The sequence below is a fragment of the Ensifer sp. ENS07 genome, from assembly GCF_014852185.1.
GTDB classification, from domain to species: domain Bacteria; phylum Pseudomonadota; class Alphaproteobacteria; order Rhizobiales; family Rhizobiaceae; genus Ensifer; species Ensifer adhaerens.
In genome coordinates this window covers 528,104-546,242 of record NZ_JACVBE010000001.1, presented here as the reverse complement: position 1 = coordinate 546,242, position 18,139 = coordinate 528,104, and the positions used below count along the sequence as shown (strand labels likewise).

The window sequence follows — 18,139 nt, the reverse complement described above, 5'->3', positions numbered from 1 at the left end:
CCGTTGCGCCGGGCGCGGATTTCGGCGACATAGGGTGTCAACGCGGCGGTGCTACGCCGCAGGACCATATCCGGTAGAGTCGCCCTTGTTTCGAATCCCCTTCCTCGTCGCGCTTACCCTTGCCATCGCCTTCGGCGGCGGCATCGCCTCGGCGGTATGGGCGTTGAAAGCGACCGTCGGCTTCGGCTCGATCGCGATCGGCCCCTGGGTCGCCTTTCCCGAGGCGCAGACGGCCAATGCCGACCCCTATGCCAAGGCACATCGGGCGCGCGCCGGCGAGTTGCTCTATGGCGGCGCCGAAGGGCTGATGTTCAGTGCCCAGGTCGATAGCAAGGGCGAGAAGCTTCAGGCGGCCTGCTCCTATGATGTTGCGGGGCTGACGCCGCAGGCCCGGTTCTGGACGCTTTACGCCGCAAATGCCGAAGGCCTGCCACTGAGGCCCGGTTCCGACCTCCCCTCGGCGCTCAATTCCTGGAGCGTTCTGCGCGGCGAAAACAGCAACTTCAGCATCCATGTGTCGCCGAATGCGAAGCCCGACAACTGGCTGGCCGTGCGCCACTCGGGCACGTTCCGGCTGGTGCTGACGCTGCTCGATACGCCGACGGCCGGCTCGTCCGGCCTGATCGATCTCGCCATGCCGGTTATCACCAAGACGGGTTGCGGCGATGCGTAGCGTGCTCTTCGCCACAATTCTCGGTCTGGTCGGCGCCGCCCTGCTGCACATCATCATCGTGCTGGCGCTGCCGCAGTTCACCGGCCGCGATGCCTATACCCGCATCCTCGGGCTTTTGGAGATGGACAGCTTCTTTGCGCTGACCAGCACACCAGGGCCGACTGGCCTTGCCAATGACGATCCTTATCTGAGAACCGCGGTCTGCAGCTTCTCGATCTCGGATGGACCGGCGCGTTTCCTCGCAAGCGGCAACGTGCCGTTCTGGTCGCTCGCCGTCTTCGACGGCAATTCGAACGAGGTCTTCAGCATGAACGACCACACGGCGGTCAACGGCAAACTGGACCTTGTCGTCGCAACGCCAATCCAGTTGGTCGAGTTGCGAAAATCTCCGCCACAGGCGCTTGCACAATCGATCATGGTCGAGATGAAGGAACAGGATGGCTTTGCCGTGCTGAGAGCGATGGCGCCGGTCGACAGCTTTGAAGAGCAGGTCCGGAACTTCCTTGCGGAATCGACCTGCGAACCGTTCCGTCGCTAGACCATCCGCTATGGTCGTCGAGCAACAGCGGCAAGCTAAGAAAATCCACGCCGAGATGCGCGGCGATGATTCGATGCCCCGTCGGGCGCAGCAGTGCATGGGGGATGAGCCCGCAGAACCGGGCAAGGACAGTGTCTTGAACGCGACCGTTTGTGTGGCCTAATACGCAGGAGTGCCGCGGCTCACTGCTTCTTGATGCGGCGTCCGTCCGGCGCTGTCGGCTGCGGGTCGCGATCGAGGCGCTCGTAGCGGATGCCGGTGAACAGCAGCACTTTCGCTCCACCCGAAATGGCCGGAGGCCGGTGCGGCGGTATACGAACCTTGCGGTCCTGAATTCTGATAACGTCTGCCATGCTCGTCTCCACAAATCTTGAGACGGATGAACTACCGTACAGATTTCACCCTGCCCTTCTCGGGCCAGCGCATTTTCCCAGATCTTTCCTGGACAGGCGCGCCTTTCTCGTTTGCTCCTTCTTCCGGTCGCCCGGATGTTGCTGTTCTGGTTCACGACGCGACCCGATGATACCGGGTCCGCTTCGATTGAGCCACAGGTTGGTTAACAGATTACTAATAAACGATCTGCAACCCCAACCTGCGTTCAGTATGTCTGTCGAACGGTCCCGGCGATGTATCCAAGGTAACAACGGCAATCCGGGCGAAGACCCGCCTCACCCGCTAGCGCCGGGACATCAAACCGAACAGGAAGGACACGCCCGCAACGGCAACCAGGGTCGACAGAGGCTCTTCGCGCACACGCTCGCGCACGCGCTCAGCCAGAAGATCCGCCTCGCCCTGCACAACCGCTTTCGTGCTCGTTCCGATCGCCGTGACCGCTTCCGTCAGGCGGGCGATTTCCGCGCGCAGCTCGGCGATCTGTGCGTCAACCTCGGCGCGGGCGTCCGATTCGGCTTCACTCACGGCAACTTTTTCCACCGCTTGCAGTTTCTTTTCGACCATTACAACGCTCCCTTGTCTGCGCGGGCTCAACGCGCCGGCTGGCGTTTGGTTCCGCCAAAAACCGTTGAAAGCAGGTTCGCGAAACGCAAAACGGGCGACCAGGGCCGCCCGTTTTTTCCCATCAGACAAGGCGCGCCGACGCGCCGTGTGCGGATCAGTTCTCGCAGTAGGGATCGTCGATCTGGCAGCGAACCATCGGAGCCGGACGGGCGCGCTCATAGACGGTGCCGTCGTCCTGTCGCACGCGCACGCCGTCGTCGCGGCGTTCCCAATCACGCCGATCCTCGCGTTCCGTGCGCTGACGGCGCCATTCGTCGTCGCGCCACTTGTCCTCGTCGCGCTGCCGGCGCTCCCAGTCGCGCTGATTGCTGCGCCGCTCACGCTCCCAGTCACGGCGCTCGCGCTCGCGCTGCCGCTCCCAATCGCGGCGATCACGCCGGTCATCGACCCAATCCGGTCCGCGGCGCCAGCGATCGCGTTCACGATAGAAATCGCGGCCGCGGTAGTTGCGGTCCCAATAGCTGTCGAACTGGAAGACAACCGTCGGAATGCCGAGCGGGCGATAATAACGCGGTTCGACATAGACGCGGTTGCGTCGATAGTCGGCCTGGACATAACGGCCGGCAACCCAGCCACGGCCGCCGTAGAACGACACGTCGCACCACGGCAGATCCGCAAGGCAGCCATGGATTTCGACTGATTCGCCAACCGGGATCATCGACACCGCCGGGTAGCGCGTGCTCGGACCGGAGCGCATGTTGACGTTGGCGGTAGCAAAACCCTCGGCAGCCTGCGCAATCGCCGGAGCCACAAGGAGCGCGCAGACCGCCGCTGCGCGCAGAATAAATTTCTTCACAGTTCCATATCTCCCATGGAGAGGCCCCTCTTCACACGGCCCCCAACGTCGGCGGGCGTCCGGGCCCTTCACCGTCGCCGCGATAACTCATGACAGCATGTGGATTTTTTATGGCTACGGCCGCGGATGTCCCCGAGATTTGCGGTGCCGGCGCGGCGATCCGTAGGCGCTCCGCCCGCCCTCGGCGTGCCGCAAGCCTGAATAAAGCTCCAACATCCATAGTTAACAGTACGCTAACGCTTTTCTTCTAATTTTTGCGACGTGTGCCGTTCCGGATCGCCGGCAATGGCGATCATGTTTTGCGTGCAGGGAATTATCGTGACGGATCGCTTTCGTGAGTTGGAAAGGCCACAGACTGGCCGCTTGAAGGACGTCGTCCTGATGGCGACCGTCACCGGTTTCGAAAGCCTGCGTTTTCCCCGCAAGTCCGACATGAAGCAATTTGCCGAGCTGTTCGAGCCGCTCTTCCTTGGTTCCAGCAACGAAGCCCGCCGGCAGGCTGCAGCCGCCCTTTCGCAATGCCAGCAAATTCCAGAGACAGTCGCAGCGCTGATCGGCGGTATGCCGATCGCCATCGCGGCAATTTTCCTGACCCGTTCGAAGGCGATCGCGGACCGTACGCTGATAACGATCATCCGTGAGCGCGGGCCGGAACATGCCGCCGCCATTGGCCGCCGCCCGAACCTCTCTCCGCTCGTCGTCGATGCGCTCGTCGAACATCACAACCCGCCGGGACTGGCAGCGCGCAGCAGCGCCGTGAAAGCGGCAGCAGCAGAGCAAGCGAGCCAGGAAGACGAAGCCGCTTCATTGCGTACAGCGCGCGAAGAGGCGCTTCGCCGCGAGATCAAGGCGCTCGCTGGCGCCCGTCCGCAAAATATTCCACAGACGCCGTCGTCCGCGACGATGACAGACGTACATGCCGCTCTGCTCGTGCGTTTTGCGAGGAGCGGCGAGATTATCCTGTTCTCGCGTGTCCTCGGTCAGGCGCTCGGCACCAGGGATGCGCAGGTCGAGCGCATCCTGCTCGATATTTCCGGACAGATGCTGGCAACGAGCCTGGTCGCACTCGACGTCGATGTGGCCGATGCCGGCTTCGTGCTTCAGGCCCTCTATCCACATCTTCGCGAGCCCTTTGGCGAAACCAGCCATGCCGCCGCCTTGATTGGCGCCATAGACCGCACCGCCTGTCGCGCGCAGCTCGATGCCTGGCTCGAGGCGGAAGCCGAAAACGCGGCGCCCGCGGCAAGGCACGAAGCCTATTTTGCCGAAAATACTGCAAACGACACGCGCCACGTTGGCCCGCGCAAAGTTGCAGCAACGTCCGTCAACGGCCAGCCGCAGCGACTATTTGGCCGCCGCCGCGGCTGACACATGCTGCCGTTCATGCGGGCATGTCTTGCAACTTCGGCGATGGAGCCGACCTTCCCGCCCTAGAAAAGCTGCTTCATCGCGTCGATGATCCAGCTCCACTCACGACCGGTCGGAGCCTGCGGCGCCTGCCCCTGCAACACCGCCATCAATTCCTGGTAACGCGCCGAACGGGCGTGGTGCTTGCGATACTGTTCGAGCTGCCAATCCAGGAAAACCTGATCCGGAGCCCGCTTCATCGCCCTTGCCGACTGCGCCAGCCACTCGGCAGCGATCTCTCTGCCGAGGGCCGACTGGGGCCCCAGGCCATTGTCGATCGCCGCTCTCACCCGCGCAAAGGTGGCATCGGCGGCTTGAGCGTAGGCGGCGGGATCGAACTCCTGCGTCCACAGGTCCGACATGTGGGCGCGCATCTCAGCGGCATAGGCCTTGTCCGACAGCATCTCCATCAGTTCCGCCCAGGCGTCGACCTGTTCGGCTGTCGGGTCGTCCGGCAGGTCCGGCGTACCGGCATCCATCATTTTCGTCTTCCACGCCGCATCCATCGGCGCGCCGCCGGCGACGTCATCATAGAAACGCTCGAGCGCGGCACGAAATTCCGTCTTTGAAATTTTGGTCACGATCCACAATCTCCTGAGATCCGTTGGGGAGGGTTCATGGATCCTCAAAGCCATTCTCAAGGCCGTGGCGATCCGGCGCTTTGACCGGATTTCCGTTTCGAGCGTTCGAAGCCGCAAAGCCAGAACGTCGGTAAACGAGGTTCGGCTGGCCAGGATCTTGCTGATGTCCGCGAGGCTCACGCCCGCTTCACGCAGGGCAAGGACGAGGTCCAGCCGCGCCAGGTCGGCCCCGGAATACATGCGGTAACCGCTCTCCGTCCGTGTGGACGGTGGCAGCAACCCCTTGTCCGAGTAAAACCGAAGCCGCCTGACCGGTACGCCGCTCAGCTTCGAAACTTCGCCTATCGAAAAGATCTGATCGTCCATAAACGCGTCCTACCGCCTCCACCAAGTGGAGAGTCAAGCAGGTCGGCGCATTCGGCAAGACGGCGTCAGGGCCGGCCTTTTCCATCTTCGGCAACGACCTCGAACAGATCGCCGCGGTCGTCCAGCTCGATCTCCACGATCCAGCAATCCGGATCGAAGCGGATCTCGCTTGCAAGCGCCGCGTCGACCTGCTCGGCGTCGCTGTCGCTGAGCCGCACTTCGAACTTGCGGCCGAGATCAATCTCGTCGGCGAAGAAATTCTGCGGCGCCGGGGCAAAGAGCGTCTCGGTGCCCAAACGCGTCCGCTGGCGAATGAAGATCGCGCCGGCGTCCTCTGCTCCCTTGCGCAGCACCGCGGCATAGCCGCCAAGCGAAAACGCACGACGCAGCAGGGACGAGACGAAGATGTAGGACTTCAGGCGCATGGGAGGCTGATACACGCGCGGAGCGAAGGAGGCAAACCGCAGCTGAGCGACGACAGGCGCGAGCGTGCACTAAATGCGTCAGAGCGCGCCGATTTCCTTGAGCTTCTTCAGCACCTGGGGATTGGGTTCGCCGGTCTGTGGCAGGCGGTAGTGCTTTTCGAAGTGGCGAATGGCTGCCCGCGTCTGTTCTCCGGCAACACCGTCGACCGCCACGTCCGCATAGGCAAGGTTGCTGAGACCCTTCTGGATGTTCAGCACCAGTTCGCTCGATACCGGAATTTCCGCACGCGGAACGAAGGTGCTTTCCTTCTCGGCCGAGCGGATGGCCGCAGCGACCGGATCGATTTCCACGCCCCCGCCCTTCGTTTCGGAAAGCGGCCGTCCAGCCGGAACCGCGGCGGCCTTTTCAGCCGGTGCAGACTTCAAGGCCTGCAGCAGCTCGACGCTCGCCGCGCCGGTTCCCGTGCGACCCGCTCGCTCCTCGAACCGCAGGATCGCTGCTGCCGTGCGCGGACCGCTCCGTCCGTCCGGCGCGCCGTCATAAAGGCCGATCCGGCCCAATTCCTTCTGGATCTCGGAGACAAGCTTCGACTGCGCCGGATCCGGCACGCTCGCGACCCGTTCGGGCGACGGCTTTTCCGACGCCACGTCCGCGGAGGCAGACGCGATCACATCCTCGACGTTTTCAGCCTTTGCCTCACCCTCGCGCTCGATAACGAAGGTGGTCACCTTTCGCGGCTCGATCTCCTCGCCCTTGGCGATGGCGATTCGCTGCGCCGTTTCGGCGCTGACGAGCGGGACGCGGGTGCGCAACAGCGGCGACGGGTGCGTGCCGTGCTGATACCACATGGCATTGGCCGCAACGAAGGAGAACACGACGAGGAAGGCGGCCGAGCCACCGGACACCAACGGATGGCGCGCCATCAGACGACCGGCAAGCCCAGCACCCCGTCCGGCAAGGACCAGCCCGCGCACGGCCAGGCCGGGCGTTTGCCGCGCAGCCTTTTTCCGGTCAGGCTGTTTTCGCTTGCGCGGTGCCATATCCCCGTTCCTCGTTCAAGCTTTTCCCCTCGAACCGCCCCCCTTCGGCGGCCGGGGCGACATCACAATCCTTCAGGCGCGGCGGAAATTCCACCGTCACCGGCGTACGCGCTTCTTCCTGCTCCGCGCAGGCGATACCGGAGCCATCACGCGGCAGCGTGACGACGATGACGGTACCCTCGCCTTCGCGGCTACGGATGGAAAGCTCTCCGCCGTGCAACGCAACCAGACCCTTGACCAGCGAGAGGCCAAGGCCGGTGCCTTCGTAGCGGCGAGTATAATCGTTCTGGATCTGGACAAAAGGTTGACCAAGCAGCGCCAGCTTGTCGGCCGCAATCCCGATGCCGGTATCGCTGACGGAAAGCTTCAGCATCGCGCCGTCGGCCTCCGCATCGATCGTGACGACGCCGCCCTGATCGGTGAACTTGATGGCATTGCCGACCAGATTGATGAGGATCTGCTGGAAGGCGCGCTGGTCTGCGTTGATCTCGCCGATGCCGCGGGTGATGCGGCTTGCAAGCTTCACGCCCTTTTCCGTGGCCTGGTGCGACAACATCGCCTCGCAGGCGGAAACGGCTTCGGCCACACCGAAGGGCTCGGGCATCAGCTCGTAGCGACCGGCTTCGATCTTGCTCATGTCGAGCATGGTGTTGACGACGGAAAGCAGGTGCTCGCCGGACTTATGGATCAGGCCCACATATTCGCGCTGGCGATCGTTCTCGAGCTTGCCGAAATACTCGCCGGCAAGCACGTCGGAAAAGCCGAGAATGGCATTGAGCGGCGTGCGCAGTTCATGGCTGACGGCGGCAAGGAAGCGCGTCTTGGCATCGTTTGCCGATACCGCCTCGGCTGTTCTGGCCGCAGCTTCGGCGCGCAGGCCCGCTTCTTGCGAGACATCACGCGACTGAGCGAGGATCGCGACCAGCCGGCCATTGTCGTCGCGCAGCGGCGCCAGCTCACAGGACATATAGACAAACTGTTCGCCTTCGATCGGCAGCGTGCGCCGCTCGATGCGGATGTCGACCGTCGCCCGGTCGCCGCCCTGGCGAAGAATGTCGATCGCGCTCAGGAAGGTGATGCGATCGGATATGTGGATCTGCTCGATGAAACCCCGGCCCGCTGGATCGCGCATCAGGGTCAGATGCTCGGCCGCGTCGCGGCCGTGCACGGAAAGCACGTTGCCGCGCAGATCATGCACAGTCACCAGACCCGCAAAGAGGTCATAGGCGGCAGACAGATCCGGAACGACCGGCTCCAATGGCGGTGCCACATCTTCCGGCGCGCGGCCGCGAACAATCGCGCCGGCAGCCGCAAGCAGCGAGGCCGAGACCCAAAGAGCGGTGCCCAAAGGAAGAGCCGAAGACACGGGCATGGCGAGCGACAGGGCAAGCGGCACCACCGGCAGGGCCGTCAGGGAAACCGCTGCCAGCGTGCGCAAACGCTTCGCATGGCGGAGATCGGCCGGCGAAGACGCCTCACGACGGGGAAGCCACAGGGCCGCGACCTCGTCCACACGGGACGTCCATCTGCCAGCCATGTTACGCAATACGCTCACGCTTTACCCTGCTACATTTGTTGTTCTTGCGAGGCCGACGCTCTCTGTTTTCACGACCCTTTGGATCGAGACTCAAGCCGCCTCGTGACATGTCGGAATCTCGCACCCCCGGCTTAATGAAAGAATAAACGCGGCCGTGCCGGAACCGTGCGAAACGGTCGAAAAATCCCGTTTTGAGCCAAATCGGGCGACCTTCATTTCTTGTGGTTAATGGGGCGTAAGCAACGGATTTCTGTGCATTTTCTGCACTGTGTTAACGATTGTGGCGCGGCTTTTGGCGTGCGATTGCCGCTGCGTTCGGGGTTGCCGCGCCCGGCTCTGCCACGAACCTTAACGGCGAACGCTAAAATGCGACACAAATGCCCTGCAAATCGCCGGACACCGGCATTTCATTAAAATTTGAAGCAAATGCCGCTCGATTTCGAAAAGCCGTCTTGTGATTCCCGCCGTAATGTCGATCTCAACAAGGGGCCGGGCACCAAGAGAACGCCGGCAGGCTCCAAGGATTAGAAGGTGGCGTGAACGGGTATCAGGGGATACCACGGCGCTGCGGGATGTCGAAGGTGCAAAAGCCGGCTACAAGACTGGCGGGCCGCGGCAGCCGAACGAAGGATGGGCAGAACATGTGGTTTCTCATCAAGGCGACATTCTGGTTTTCGCTGGTACTGGTGTTGCTGCCGTTCCTCGACCCTTCGAGCGCGCAGAAACTCGAACACGCCCCGAAAGTAGAACTCGGCGACACCTTCTCTGCTGCCAATGAGGCGTTCCAATACATCAGCGCCATCTGCATCCAGAAGCCGGATGTCTGCCAGAAGGGTGCCGAAACCTTCGTTGCCCTCGGCCACCGAGCCCGCGAAGGCGCCCGCATCGCCTACGAATTCCTCGACACACAGTTTGCCGAAACCGATGCCACGACGCCGGATGCCAAGGTGACGACCGGTACGGTCACGCCGGCTGCCGACGTGGCAGCTCCGGCGACCGAGGTCAGCACCCTCGACGCCGAACCGGTCTTCAAGCGCACCCCGGTTCCGGAAAAGCGCCTCGACCCCAAGGCTGCCGTTATCCAGTGACCGCGCCGCATCCTGCACATTCCTGACTTACTGCCTGACTTGCCGTCCCGTTGCGGCCGCCGCGAGGATCCCATCCCCTCGCGGCGTTTTCTTTTTTGCACCCGCAACCGCTGATTTTCTCGCCGCACAGCCACACGCAAGCCCTGCCTGCTTAGGTCCGCCGCACCGACGGCTGGAGGCAGACAATGCAGATTTATGGGCTTTTCTCGAACGCCAGCGTGACACGCCCGGCGGCGTCCGGCGCCGCCCCCGGCGCAGTTGGCGAAAGCAAGAGCCCTGCCTCGACCGCCCTGCTTCTTGGCCGCGATGACGAAAGTGCTGCGAACCGCGCCGCTGCCGCTAAAAAGAAGCTCGACGAAGTCAAGGAGCAGCTCCGCATGCTCCGGTTCTTCGCATCGGACCCGGAAACGCTTGCAAGGCTCGCCAAGCAGCTTGCACAACAGCTCGGCACGGCCGCCCAACAGCTGGCCGGCGCCGGCGGCGGGGGAGCGGCAAGCGGCGTCGCATCCGCCTCGGCCGCAGCCGTGCTTGCCGATGCCGGCACCGTGCAAGCAGATGCGTCCAGCGCGCAAACCGATGCCCCCGTGACCGGCGGTGAGGCTGAGCCCTCTTCGGAACGGACAAGCTTTGCCGAGCGTGCCTATCGCGAATTCGGCGGGGATGACGGCGGCTCCGATCCCCTGGCGAAGGTGGCAGCCGAACTCAAATCCGTTGCCGAACAAGTGAAGCAACTGCTGCGCAAGGCGGAGCAGGAATTACGCGCCAAGGGATCCGGCCGCGATGCGGATGAGGCCCGGACCGCCGGCCAGTCGCTTTCGGCCGCCACCGGCAATATCGAGGGCGCTGGCGGCAACGTGACCTTTTCAATCAGTATCCCGACAAGCATCTCGGTCTGACCAAGAGATAGGTGCTCCGCATCCGTCGTATATTTGCCGGTTCTCAATGGCTCTGCCATCGCCTATATGAAGGCTGAAAGCTCGAGCGCGTGAAAGCGGCGGGCAAGAACAGGAATGAAAGTGTTCGCGGCAAGGACCGGCGAGCCTATAATCTCCCGACGAATGGACCGGACCATGACGACGCTCGACCAGATCATCGACGATTTCGCCTTTCTTGAAGAATGGGAGGATCGCTATCGCTATGTGATCGAGCTCGGCAAAGCGCTGCCGGAAATGCCCGAGGCCAAGCGCACGCAGGAAAACAAGGTTCAGGGTTGTGCCAGCCAAGTCTGGCTCGTCACCAATGCGGCCGGCAATCCCGAGGATCCCGTCCTTAATTTCGAGGGCGAGTCCGACGCCCATATCGTGCGCGGGCTCGTCGCCATCGTGCTTGCCATCTACTCCGGCAAACATGCCTCCGACATCGCCCGTATCGATGCGATCGACACCTTCGGCAAGATCGGCCTGATCGAGCATCTGTCGACCCAGCGCGCCAACGGTCTGCGCTCGATGATCCGCCGCATCAAGAACGAGGCGGAGCTTCGCCTGGCGGCTTGAACAGCGCGGGGCCGGACGCACGACCTTCTCCATTGCCATCGAAACACAAAGGCCGGACACTCTGGTCCGGCCTTTGTGAACATGCCCATATCCGTCATGCGCGGGGCAATTGGGCCCGCGGGACGACCAGTCTTACTTGCCGCGACGCTTGCGGCGCTGGCCGAGACCCATTTCCTTGGCGAGGCGCGAACGTGCTTCCGCATAGGCGGGCGCGACCATCGGGTAATCGGTCGGCAGGTCCCACTTCTCGCGGTATTCTTCCGGCGACAGATTGTGGTGGGTCATCAGGTGGCGCTTCAGCGACTTGAAGGTGCCGCCGCATTCGAGGCAGGTGATCTGGTCGTCCTGAACGGACTTGCGGACCGATACGGCCGGCTTCGGCTTTTCGACGGGGATGACGACCGGCGCGGGAGCCGCCGTGTTGTTCAGCGCCGAATGCACATCTGCGATCAGCGTGGAAAGCTCGGCGACCGGAACCACATGATTGCTGACGTAAGCGGCAACGATTTCCGCCGTCAGCTCAACCAGAAGTTCATGGCTCGCGCCAAGCGCTGTTTCAGTCATTTCTTTCTCCTATCGGACTTAAGCACAACCCGAAACGGCGTTTCGGGGGAGGAACGCTTGCAAGAGCCGTCAGGAAGCCTTGGCTGCCTTGGGATGGACCATCAACGCGGCAAGGAGAAACACCGGCCGCGATATCAAGAGCTGGAATTTGATTACAAAACCTGCTGCCGAGTCACCGGTGACGACCGAACTCTCAAAGCAACAATCAGCATTCACAACTCAAGCTGGAATTTCAGATCAAAGTATTTTCCACGACGACACTTTACATTTACTCGATTAACATCGATGCGCGAAAAATCCAAACATAAATTTAGCGACACTTAGCAAGTTTATCTCCAAATTGCTAAAATGGCCACACTCGATCGTAATGTTCTGAAATACAGTTTCAGAACTGTCGTCGATCAGTCGCGACGCGGCTCTTCCTTTTGCGGAAGCTGATCTATGACAGACAGCTTTGTCAGTCTGTAACCTACCTGATGTGCGGCTTTTGCCAGGAGATGAGCCGAGATCGGCGCAGTCAGAACGAAGAAAAAGAAGCCTGCGAGCGCGCGAATCAAGATGGCTGGATCGAGAGAATGCACGCCTGCGCCCAGAAGCAACAGGCCCGATCCGATCGTGCCGGCCTTGGAGGCCGCATGCATGCGCGTATAGAGATCGGGGAAACGGATGATGCCGATCGCCGCCAGCAGCGAAAAGATCGCGCCGACAACCAACAGAACGGCGACCAGCAGGGTGACGGCAATCTCGAGGACCGGGCTCATCGGCGCGCCCCCTTGCGCTTGCGCTGCGTCGATTTGCCTCTCGTCGCCGACGCGCGTTTGACCTGCACTCCGCCCCCTTCGACAGCCGCCCTCTCCGGCGAGAGGCCGCGCGCGAGGACGAAGCGGGCGAAGGCGACCGTTGCCAGGAAACCGACAAGGCCGAGCGCGATGGCAATGTCGATGTAAAGGTTGAAGCCGGTGCGTATGGCGACGACGGCGATGAGGCCGATGGCGATCGCCACCAGCATATCGAGGCCGAGCACCCGATCCGGCAATGTCGGGCCGCGGATGATGCGCCAGACCGTTATCAGAAGCGCTGCGGACAGGACGACAAAGGCAAAGCCGGTGGGAAGGGCGAGGATCTGCGCCGACAGGGTCATTCGAAGGCCTCCTTGATCCGGCGCTCGAAGCCATTGGCGATATCGCGCCTGAGGCCGCCCGGATCGGCGCAGTCGAGCGCATGAACATAGAGCGTGCGGCGGTCGTCGGAGACGTCGACCGACAGCGTTCCCGGCGTCAGCGTGATGAGATTGGCCAGCAGCGCGATTTCGAAGTCGCTCTTGACCGTCAGCGGATAGGCGAAGATGCCGGGCTTCAACACCATCTTCGGCTGAATGACCAGCAAGGCGACCTTGGTCGCCGAAATTGCCAGTTCCTTGAAGAACAGCGCCGTCAGCAGGAAAAGCTTGATCGGGCGCACAGGGTAGGCAACCGGCTGAAGCTCGCGCCGGATGAGAAAGAGCGACAGTGCTCCGACGGCAAAACCGAGGATCAGGTTGGCCGGCGAGAAGCTGGCGCTGATGGCGCCCCAGATCGCCGTGAACACGAGATTGATGGTCAGGAACTTGGTCACGGGGCACCTCCCGGGAAGACCGAGTCCAGGTAGGCCGACGGCTCGGAAAGGCCCGCCGCTGCACTCTGAACCATGGCAAGCAACGGCTCCGGATAAAGACCGATCGCGAGCGCCAGCACAGTCAAGGCTGCAAGCGGCAGAAGTGCCGCCGGCGCGATCGTCGCAGACGCAGCGCCGCCCTCACCAGAGGCCGCATCACGCCAATAGGCGAGCAGGAAGAAGCGGCCGGTGACGATGGTCGTCAGGAAGCCGGTCAGAAGCAGGACGGCCGCCAGCCACCAGGCGCCGATATCGAGCGCCGCCTTGACCAGCATCACCTTGGGCCAGAAGCCGGAGAACGGCGGCAGGCCGGAGACGGCGAAGGCAAGCATGAGCGTCAGCGCCGCGAAACCGGCATGGCGGCGATAGAGGCCCGCCAGAGAGACAAGCGAGAAGCTGCCGCCGAGCCTCGCCGCGACACCGGACGCGAGATAAAGCGCGGTCATGACGAGCATCGAATGCAGCGCGTAGAAGATCGCGCCGCCGATGCCGCCCGGGCCGCCGACGGCGACACCCGCAAGGATCGAGCCGATGCCGGAGACGACGAGATAGCCGAGCATGCGGCGGAAATCCGTCTGCGCCAACGCGCCCAGAACGCCGACGAGCATCGTCAGCGCGCCGGCAATGGCGATGACGAAGCTCAGTTCTTCGCGCTCGACCGGCAGCAGCATGACGGTAACGCGGATCAAGGCGTAGATCCCGACCTTGGTAAGCAGACCGGCAAAGAGCGCCGACACGACCACGCGCGGCGTATGATAGGACGCCGGCAGCCAGAAGTTCACCGGAAAGGCAGCAGCCTTCATGCCGAAGGCAAGCACGAACAGCGCCGTCAGCGTCATCAGCGGCGCCGTACCCGCGAGCCCCTCGGCCTTGCGGGCAATATCGGCCATGTTGAGCGTGCCGAAGCTCGCATAGAGATAGCCGGTCGTGATCAGGAACAGGGTCGTCGCGACCAGGTTGAGGAAGCCGTATTTCACCGCTCCGTCGATCTGTTCGCGTTCGGAGCCGAGCACGATCAGGCCGAAGGACGAGATCAGCAACACCTCGAACCAGACATAGAGATTGAAGATATCGCCGGTCAGAAAGGCGCCGGAGACGCCGGCCATCAGCAGCATCAGGAACGGATAGAAGCCGTAGCGCCGACCGCTGTCGTTGATGTCGGCGAGCGAATAGACGCCGCCGGCAAGCGCCACGACGGAGGCCGTCAAAGCAAAGAGCGCGCCGGTCAGGTCGACGGTGAAGGCGATGCCGAAAGGCGGCAGCCAGCGCCCCATGACCATCGTTACCGGTCCGCTTGCAAGGACATGGCGAAGTAGGAGCGCGTCGATGATGACGAGCCCGGCCAGGCCGGCAACCGCGATGTAGGGATGCCAATCAATTTTCCGGCGCAGCATCACGAGCAGGGCGCCGATTGCGAGGCACCAGGCAACTGGCAGGATCACCAGCCAGTCGGCAGACGCGACGGGCTCGAGCACGAGCGCGGCGGAGAGATCTGCGGGGGGAGAGGTTGTAGCGGCCATGGGTCGGTCAGTATCCAAGCGGCGCAGCCGGCTCGTCCTTCGGCTCGGCAACGCGCATCTCGTCGGTATTGTCGGTTTGCAGCTGCTCGTATGCCCGCCACGCAAGAACCAGCAGGAACGCGAAAAAGGAGAAGGAGATGACGATCGCCGTCAGGATCAGCGCCTGCGGCAGGGCGTTGGCGGCGGGGCCGACGAGCGCATCCTTGTGGCTGGGAACGACCGGCGGGATGCCACGCGTGAGCCTGCCACCGGTAAAGATCAGGAGGTTGACGGCATTTCCGAGGATGGCAACGCCAAGCAGCACCCGGATGACATACTTCGACAGGAGCAGATAGACGGCGACCGTGAAGAAGATGCCGACGAGCAGAGCGAACCAGGCTTCCATCATTCGCCTCCCCGCTCTTCGAGCGAAAGCGCAATCGAACTGATCGCGCCGACGACCACGAGATAAACGCCGCAATCAAACAGCATCACCGTCGAGAGCGGTACTTCCAGGCCGAGCACCGAGGGATAGACCCACAGGCCGGTCATGAAGGGAACGCGGGCGGCGATCGAGATCAGGCCGGCGACCGTCGCGGCCAGGAGGCCTGCCCCGGCAATCGCCATCGGGTGGAAATAGATCGCACGGCGCACCGTCTCGACACCGCAGGCGATGCCGTAGATCGCCAGCGCCGACACCGCGATCAAGCCGCCGATGAAACCGCCGCCCGGCTCGTTGTGGCCGCGCAACAGGACGAAGATCGAAAACAGCACCATGAGGCTCGTCAGGAACGGCGCGACGGCGCGGAAAATCACCGACTTCATGCGCGTTCCTCCGCATCCGGATCGTTATCGGCGACGCGCCGCAGCGAACCCGCCCTCAAGCGAACCAAGGACAGGATCGCAAGACCCGTGACCATCACCACTGCGATCTCGCCCAGCGTGTCCGTGCCGCGGAAATCGACGATGATGACGTTCACCACATTGGCGCCGTGGGCGATCGACTTCGAGTAGAGATTGAAGAAGTCGGTGAGCGTCGCATCGAAGGGTACACCCGTCACCTTCAACAGCATCAGCCCGAAGCCGAGACCGCAGGCAAGGGCGATCGCGACATCCGGGATTTTTTGCGCAAGCGGACGATGGTCCGACGGCGACAACCGGAGCCGCGTCATCACAAGCGCAAGGACGACGACCGAAAGCGTCTCGATCATGAACTGGGTGAAGGCCAGATCCGGCGCGCCATAGAGCAGGAAGATGACCGCGACGGCAAAGCCCTGGATGCCGAGCGAAACGATGGCGGTCAACCGGTCGGCAGCAAGCACCACCGCGATGAGGCCAATGACCGCGATCGCCATGATCGCCAATTCATGCAGCGGCACGTCGGCGGCAAAGAGCGGCGGGCGCGGGAACTCGCCATAGGCGATCGGCACGACCAAAAGCACGAAGGCAATGAGGATGAAGGTCGCGGTCATGTAGACTTCGAGGCGCCCGGATTGCAGCCGGCGGGTCAGTGCGACGGAGAAACGAACGAGCTCGCGGATGAACTGGTCGAAGCCACGATCCGGACCCCAGCCGATATCGGCAAGGATCGTCGCCATGAAGGCACGCACACGGTCTAGCTTCAGATAAAAGCCGATGCCGATGACTGCGGTCACGATCGACATGATCAAGGGCAAGCCGACGTGAGGAACGACCGAAATCGTGACCGCACGGGGTTCGCCCGCGATCGCCGACGCCATCGGCGTCGATACCAGTTCATGCGTCAGTCCGGAAAGCAGCGCCGCGGAGAGCCCCTTGGCGGCAAGCAGCGCCGGCCCGAGCCAGAGCAAGATCGGAGCCTCGTGGGCCGCCTTCGGCGTCTCGATCTTTGCACCGACGAACGGCTTGAGCGCGACGGCAAAGGCCACCGCGAACATCAGTGCATTGCCGAGGATCGCAATCGCGGCAAAGACCAGGGAACGGCGATCGAAGCCTGAGAGTGCGTAGTAGATCTCCTCCTTGGCGATGAAGCCGAAGAAGGGAAACAGCCCGCCCATCGAGAATGCCGCGGCAAGCGCTATGACGAAGGTGAGCGGCATGGCGGAGCGAAGCCCCCCGAGCCTCGTCACGTCGCGCGTGCCGGTCTCGTGGTCGATGATGCCGGCGACCATGAACAGGGCGCCTTTGAACAGCGAATGGGCGACAAGATAGAGCACCGCCGCTTCGATCGCGTGGGGTGCGCCAAGCCCTGTCAGCATGACCAGCAGGCCGAGGGACGCCATCGTCGTGTAGGCGAGCATCAGCTTCAGGTCAGTCTGGCGGCAAGCGAGCGCCGCGCCGATGACGAGTGTGGCGCCGCCGAAGAGCGGCAAAAGGATCTGCCATTCGGGTGTGCCGCCGAGCACCGGGTTCAGCCGCATCAGCAGATAGACACCGGCCTTCACCATGGTCGCCGAATGCAGATAGGCCGAGACGGGCGTCGGGGCTTCCATCGCGTTCGGCAGCCAGAAATGGAAGGGGAACTGGGCCGACTTGGTAAAGGCGCCGCCAAGTACCAGGAGCAGCGCCGCCAGATAGAACGGGCTTTCGCGCATCTCCGACCCGAAGGCAGACAGCAGCGAGAGCTGGGTGACGCCGCTGACATTCCAGATGATCAGCAGTCCGGCAAGCAGGAACAGGCCCCCGCCTCCGGTTACGACCAGCGCCTGCAGGGCCGCGCGCCTTGCCGCCTCGCGCGAATGATCGAAGCCGATCAGCAGGAACGAGGTGATCGAGGTCAGTTCCCAGAACACAAAGAGCATCAGGAAGCTGTCGGAGACGACGACCCCGAGCATCGAGCCCATGAACATCAGGATGAAGGAAAAGAACCGCCCCTGCTGCGGGTGGCCTTTCAGATAGCCGCCGGAATAGAGCACGATCAGCGCGCCGATGCCGGCAATCAGCAGGACGAATGTGAGCGACAGGCCGTCGATCAGCCAGGAAAAGCTGACGTTGAACGAGGGTATCCAGGCATAGCCGCCCGTAACCACCTCGCCCTTGGCGACTTCCGGCCAAAAACGGATAAAGTGCAGCACGATCGCCAAGGGAAACAGCGCAAGCACCCAGGCGGCGTTGTGCCCGAGAAGACGTGTCAGAAGCGGCGCGAGCAATGCCGCGACGAAAGGCAGTGCGAGGGCCAGAAATGTCAGGGCCGCAACATCCATCGTCCTGGCCTGCTCCTTTTATTTCATCGTATGATCGATCGGACTCCCGACATAAAAGAAGGGTGTTGGGGTCTCAAGCCTTATCCGGATAAAATCGGCGTTATATATCCGTCAGTTCGGCCGGACGAACCGAAGCGGAGGCCTTGCATTACCAGATTCGCGCGATTTACGCGGTGTCCGCCAACAACAATTAAAATGCTGTTAGCAAAATATTCATCGGGCGGCGGGGGATAGATCGAACGTTCTGGAAACGGAACTGCAAGACGTGATAGTTGTATT

At 62.5% G+C, this 18,139-nt stretch carries 22 protein-coding genes; 7 read left to right on the top strand and 15 right to left on the bottom strand.

Going from position 1 to position 18,139, the window contains the following annotated elements; all coding sequences use genetic code 11:
• Window positions 1–85 precede the first annotated feature (85 nt).
• Together IB277_RS02665 and IB277_RS02660 are read left to right on the top strand one after the other, a co-directional pair.
• Window positions 86–673: a DUF1214 domain-containing protein gene (locus tag IB277_RS02665; RefSeq protein ID WP_034789353.1), complete on the top strand. Its 588-nt coding sequence runs from the start codon at window positions 86–88 to the stop codon at window positions 671–673.
• Window positions 666–1,211, top strand: coding sequence for a membrane protein (locus tag IB277_RS02660; protein WP_034789350.1), 546 nt, complete (start codon window positions 666–668; stop codon window positions 1,209–1,211). Before IB277_RS02665 ends, IB277_RS02660 begins: the two co-directional genes overlap by 8 nt.
• A gap of 182 nt (window positions 1,212–1,393) precedes the next feature.
• Here the strand turns inward: IB277_RS02660 and IB277_RS02655 are convergent, their stop codons facing one another.
• The 3 genes from IB277_RS02655 to IB277_RS02645 form a co-directional block, all read right to left on the bottom strand.
• A complete protein-coding gene (locus IB277_RS02655) occupies window positions 1,394–1,564 on the bottom strand; it encodes a hypothetical protein (RefSeq protein ID WP_164475067.1) in 171 nt (56 codons plus the stop codon).
• Between the two features lie 322 nt (window positions 1,565–1,886).
• Window positions 1,887–2,168: a hypothetical protein gene (locus IB277_RS02650; protein WP_060516210.1), complete on the bottom strand. Its 282-nt coding sequence runs from the start codon at window positions 2,166–2,168 to the stop codon at window positions 1,887–1,889.
• Window positions 2,169–2,322: 154 nt separating this feature from the next.
• Complete coding sequence (locus IB277_RS02645) at window positions 2,323–3,024, bottom strand: SH3 domain-containing protein (RefSeq protein ID WP_090294668.1); 702 nt, start codon at window positions 3,022–3,024, stop codon at window positions 2,323–2,325.
• 294 nt (window positions 3,025–3,318) lie between these two features.
• On the opposite strand from IB277_RS02645, the gene IB277_RS02640 reads away from it, so the two are divergent.
• Entirely contained in the window at window positions 3,319–4,392 is a 1,074-nt protein-coding gene (locus tag IB277_RS02640; RefSeq protein ID WP_090294808.1) for a DUF2336 domain-containing protein, read from the top strand.
• A gap of 62 nt (window positions 4,393–4,454) precedes the next feature.
• Here the strand turns inward: IB277_RS02640 and IB277_RS02635 are convergent, their stop codons facing one another.
• The 4 genes from IB277_RS02635 to IB277_RS02620 form a co-directional block, all read right to left on the bottom strand.
• Window positions 4,455–5,378: a MerR family transcriptional regulator gene (locus IB277_RS02635; RefSeq protein ID WP_110818468.1), complete on the bottom strand. Its 924-nt coding sequence runs from the start codon at window positions 5,376–5,378 to the stop codon at window positions 4,455–4,457.
• Window positions 5,379–5,443: 65 nt separating this feature from the next.
• Complete coding sequence (locus IB277_RS02630) at window positions 5,444–5,803, bottom strand: DUF1491 family protein (protein ID WP_090294672.1); 360 nt, start codon at window positions 5,801–5,803, stop codon at window positions 5,444–5,446.
• A gap of 78 nt (window positions 5,804–5,881) precedes the next feature.
• Window positions 5,882–6,844 carry a peptidoglycan-binding domain-containing protein gene (locus IB277_RS02625; RefSeq protein ID WP_060584318.1) on the bottom strand — a complete coding sequence of 321 codons (963 nt, stop codon included), beginning with the start codon at window positions 6,842–6,844 and terminating at the stop codon, window positions 5,882–5,884.
• Window positions 6,816–8,381, bottom strand: coding sequence for a HAMP domain-containing sensor histidine kinase (locus tag IB277_RS02620; RefSeq protein WP_192370868.1), 1,566 nt, complete (start codon window positions 8,379–8,381; stop codon window positions 6,816–6,818). The genes IB277_RS02625 and IB277_RS02620 overlap by 29 nt, the downstream gene beginning before the upstream one ends.
• 641 nt (window positions 8,382–9,022) lie before the next feature.
• On the opposite strand from IB277_RS02620, the gene IB277_RS02615 reads away from it, so the two are divergent.
• The 3 genes from IB277_RS02615 (at window position 9,023) to IB277_RS02605 (ending at window position 10,962) form a co-directional block, all read left to right on the top strand.
• The gene (locus IB277_RS02615) at window positions 9,023–9,469 is read left to right on the top strand and encodes a DUF5330 domain-containing protein (protein ID WP_060604068.1); all 447 of its coding nucleotides are present in this window, start codon (window positions 9,023–9,025) and stop codon (window positions 9,467–9,469) included.
• 185 nt (window positions 9,470–9,654) lie between these two features.
• Complete coding sequence (locus tag IB277_RS02610; protein ID WP_090294674.1) at window positions 9,655–10,365, top strand: hypothetical protein; 711 nt, start codon at window positions 9,655–9,657, stop codon at window positions 10,363–10,365.
• Between the two features lie 174 nt (window positions 10,366–10,539).
• Window positions 10,540–10,962, top strand: coding sequence for a SufE family protein (locus IB277_RS02605; protein WP_034789482.1), 423 nt, complete (start codon window positions 10,540–10,542; stop codon window positions 10,960–10,962).
• Between the two features lie 132 nt (window positions 10,963–11,094).
• Here the strand turns inward: IB277_RS02605 and mucR are convergent, their stop codons facing one another.
• The gene (gene mucR, locus IB277_RS02600; RefSeq protein WP_034789336.1) at window positions 11,095–11,526 is read right to left on the bottom strand and encodes an exopolysaccharide biosynthesis transcriptional regulator MucR; all 432 of its coding nucleotides are present in this window, start codon (window positions 11,524–11,526) and stop codon (window positions 11,095–11,097) included.
• 88 nt (window positions 11,527–11,614) lie between these two features.
• Here mucR and IB277_RS02595 point away from each other — a divergent pair, with 88 nt between their 5' ends.
• Entirely contained in the window at window positions 11,615–11,806 is a 192-nt protein-coding gene (locus IB277_RS02595) for a hypothetical protein (RefSeq protein WP_210187433.1), read from the top strand.
• Between the two features lie 121 nt (window positions 11,807–11,927).
• On the opposite strand, the gene mnhG is transcribed toward IB277_RS02595, so the two are convergent.
• The 7 genes from mnhG to IB277_RS02560 are packed head-to-tail and all read right to left on the bottom strand — an operon-like array spanning window position 11,928 to window position 17,860.
• A complete protein-coding gene (mnhG, locus tag IB277_RS02590; RefSeq protein WP_060584314.1) occupies window positions 11,928–12,287 on the bottom strand; it encodes a monovalent cation/H(+) antiporter subunit G in 360 nt (119 codons plus the stop codon).
• Complete coding sequence (locus IB277_RS02585; RefSeq protein WP_090294676.1) at window positions 12,284–12,667, bottom strand: cation:proton antiporter; 384 nt, start codon at window positions 12,665–12,667, stop codon at window positions 12,284–12,286. Before IB277_RS02585 ends, mnhG begins: the two co-directional genes overlap by 4 nt.
• A complete protein-coding gene (locus IB277_RS02580; RefSeq protein WP_034789330.1) occupies window positions 12,664–13,140 on the bottom strand; it encodes a Na+/H+ antiporter subunit E in 477 nt (158 codons plus the stop codon). The genes IB277_RS02585 and IB277_RS02580 overlap by 4 nt, the downstream gene beginning before the upstream one ends.
• The gene (locus IB277_RS02575; RefSeq protein ID WP_090294677.1) at window positions 13,137–14,699 is read right to left on the bottom strand and encodes a Na+/H+ antiporter subunit D; all 1,563 of its coding nucleotides are present in this window, start codon (window positions 14,697–14,699) and stop codon (window positions 13,137–13,139) included. The genes IB277_RS02580 and IB277_RS02575 overlap by 4 nt, the downstream gene beginning before the upstream one ends.
• Window positions 14,700–14,706: 7 nt before the next feature.
• Window positions 14,707–15,084: a Na+/H+ antiporter subunit C gene (locus IB277_RS02570; RefSeq protein WP_060604062.1), complete on the bottom strand. Its 378-nt coding sequence runs from the start codon at window positions 15,082–15,084 to the stop codon at window positions 14,707–14,709.
• Window positions 15,084–15,503 (bottom strand): Na(+)/H(+) antiporter subunit B, encoded by a 420-nt coding sequence (locus IB277_RS02565; RefSeq protein ID WP_034789325.1) that lies wholly within the window; start codon window positions 15,501–15,503, stop codon window positions 15,084–15,086. Before IB277_RS02565 ends, IB277_RS02570 begins: the two co-directional genes overlap by 1 nt.
• A complete protein-coding gene (locus IB277_RS02560; RefSeq protein ID WP_090294679.1) occupies window positions 15,500–17,860 on the bottom strand; it encodes a putative monovalent cation/H+ antiporter subunit A in 2,361 nt (786 codons plus the stop codon). The genes IB277_RS02565 and IB277_RS02560 overlap by 4 nt, the downstream gene beginning before the upstream one ends.
• Between the last annotated feature and the right edge of the window lie 279 nt (window positions 17,861–18,139).

Excerpts from the sequence above, each read along its gene's own strand:
- IB277_RS02620 (WP_192370868.1), bottom strand. The coding sequence starts at position 8,381 with ATGGCTGGCAGATGGACGTCCCGTGTGGACGAGGTCGCGGCCCTGTGG.
- mnhG (WP_060584314.1), bottom strand. The coding sequence starts at position 12,287 with ATGAGCCCGGTCCTCGAGATTGCCGTCACCCTGCTGGTCGCCGTTCTG.
- IB277_RS02625 (WP_060584318.1), bottom strand. The coding sequence starts at position 6,844 with ATGGCACCGCGCAAGCGAAAACAGCCTGACCGGAAAAAGGCTGCGCGG.
- mucR (WP_034789336.1), bottom strand. The coding sequence starts at position 11,526 with ATGACTGAAACAGCGCTTGGCGCGAGCCATGAACTTCTGGTTGAGCTG.
- IB277_RS02570 (WP_060604062.1), bottom strand. The coding sequence starts at position 15,084 with ATGGAAGCCTGGTTCGCTCTGCTCGTCGGCATCTTCTTCACGGTCGCC.
- IB277_RS02640 (WP_090294808.1), top strand. The coding sequence starts at position 3,319 with ATGTTTTGCGTGCAGGGAATTATCGTGACGGATCGCTTTCGTGAGTTG.
- IB277_RS02560 (WP_090294679.1), bottom strand. The coding sequence starts at position 17,860 with ATGGATGTTGCGGCCCTGACATTTCTGGCCCTCGCACTGCCTTTCGTC.
- IB277_RS02575 (WP_090294677.1), bottom strand. The coding sequence starts at position 14,699 with ATGGCCGCTACAACCTCTCCCCCCGCAGATCTCTCCGCCGCGCTCGTG.
- IB277_RS02660 (WP_034789350.1), top strand. The coding sequence starts at position 666 with ATGCGTAGCGTGCTCTTCGCCACAATTCTCGGTCTGGTCGGCGCCGCC.
- IB277_RS02565 (WP_034789325.1), bottom strand. The coding sequence starts at position 15,503 with ATGAAGTCGGTGATTTTCCGCGCCGTCGCGCCGTTCCTGACGAGCCTC.
- IB277_RS02650 (WP_060516210.1), bottom strand. The coding sequence starts at position 2,168 with ATGGTCGAAAAGAAACTGCAAGCGGTGGAAAAAGTTGCCGTGAGTGAA.
- IB277_RS02585 (WP_090294676.1), bottom strand. The coding sequence starts at position 12,667 with ATGACCCTGTCGGCGCAGATCCTCGCCCTTCCCACCGGCTTTGCCTTT.
- IB277_RS02630 (WP_090294672.1), bottom strand. The coding sequence starts at position 5,803 with ATGCGCCTGAAGTCCTACATCTTCGTCTCGTCCCTGCTGCGTCGTGCG.
- IB277_RS02615 (WP_060604068.1), top strand. The coding sequence starts at position 9,023 with ATGTGGTTTCTCATCAAGGCGACATTCTGGTTTTCGCTGGTACTGGTG.
- IB277_RS02605 (WP_034789482.1), top strand. The coding sequence starts at position 10,540 with ATGACGACGCTCGACCAGATCATCGACGATTTCGCCTTTCTTGAAGAA.
- IB277_RS02655 (WP_164475067.1), bottom strand. The coding sequence starts at position 1,564 with ATGGCAGACGTTATCAGAATTCAGGACCGCAAGGTTCGTATACCGCCG.
- IB277_RS02610 (WP_090294674.1), top strand. The coding sequence starts at position 9,655 with ATGCAGATTTATGGGCTTTTCTCGAACGCCAGCGTGACACGCCCGGCG.
- IB277_RS02635 (WP_110818468.1), bottom strand. The coding sequence starts at position 5,378 with ATGGACGATCAGATCTTTTCGATAGGCGAAGTTTCGAAGCTGAGCGGC.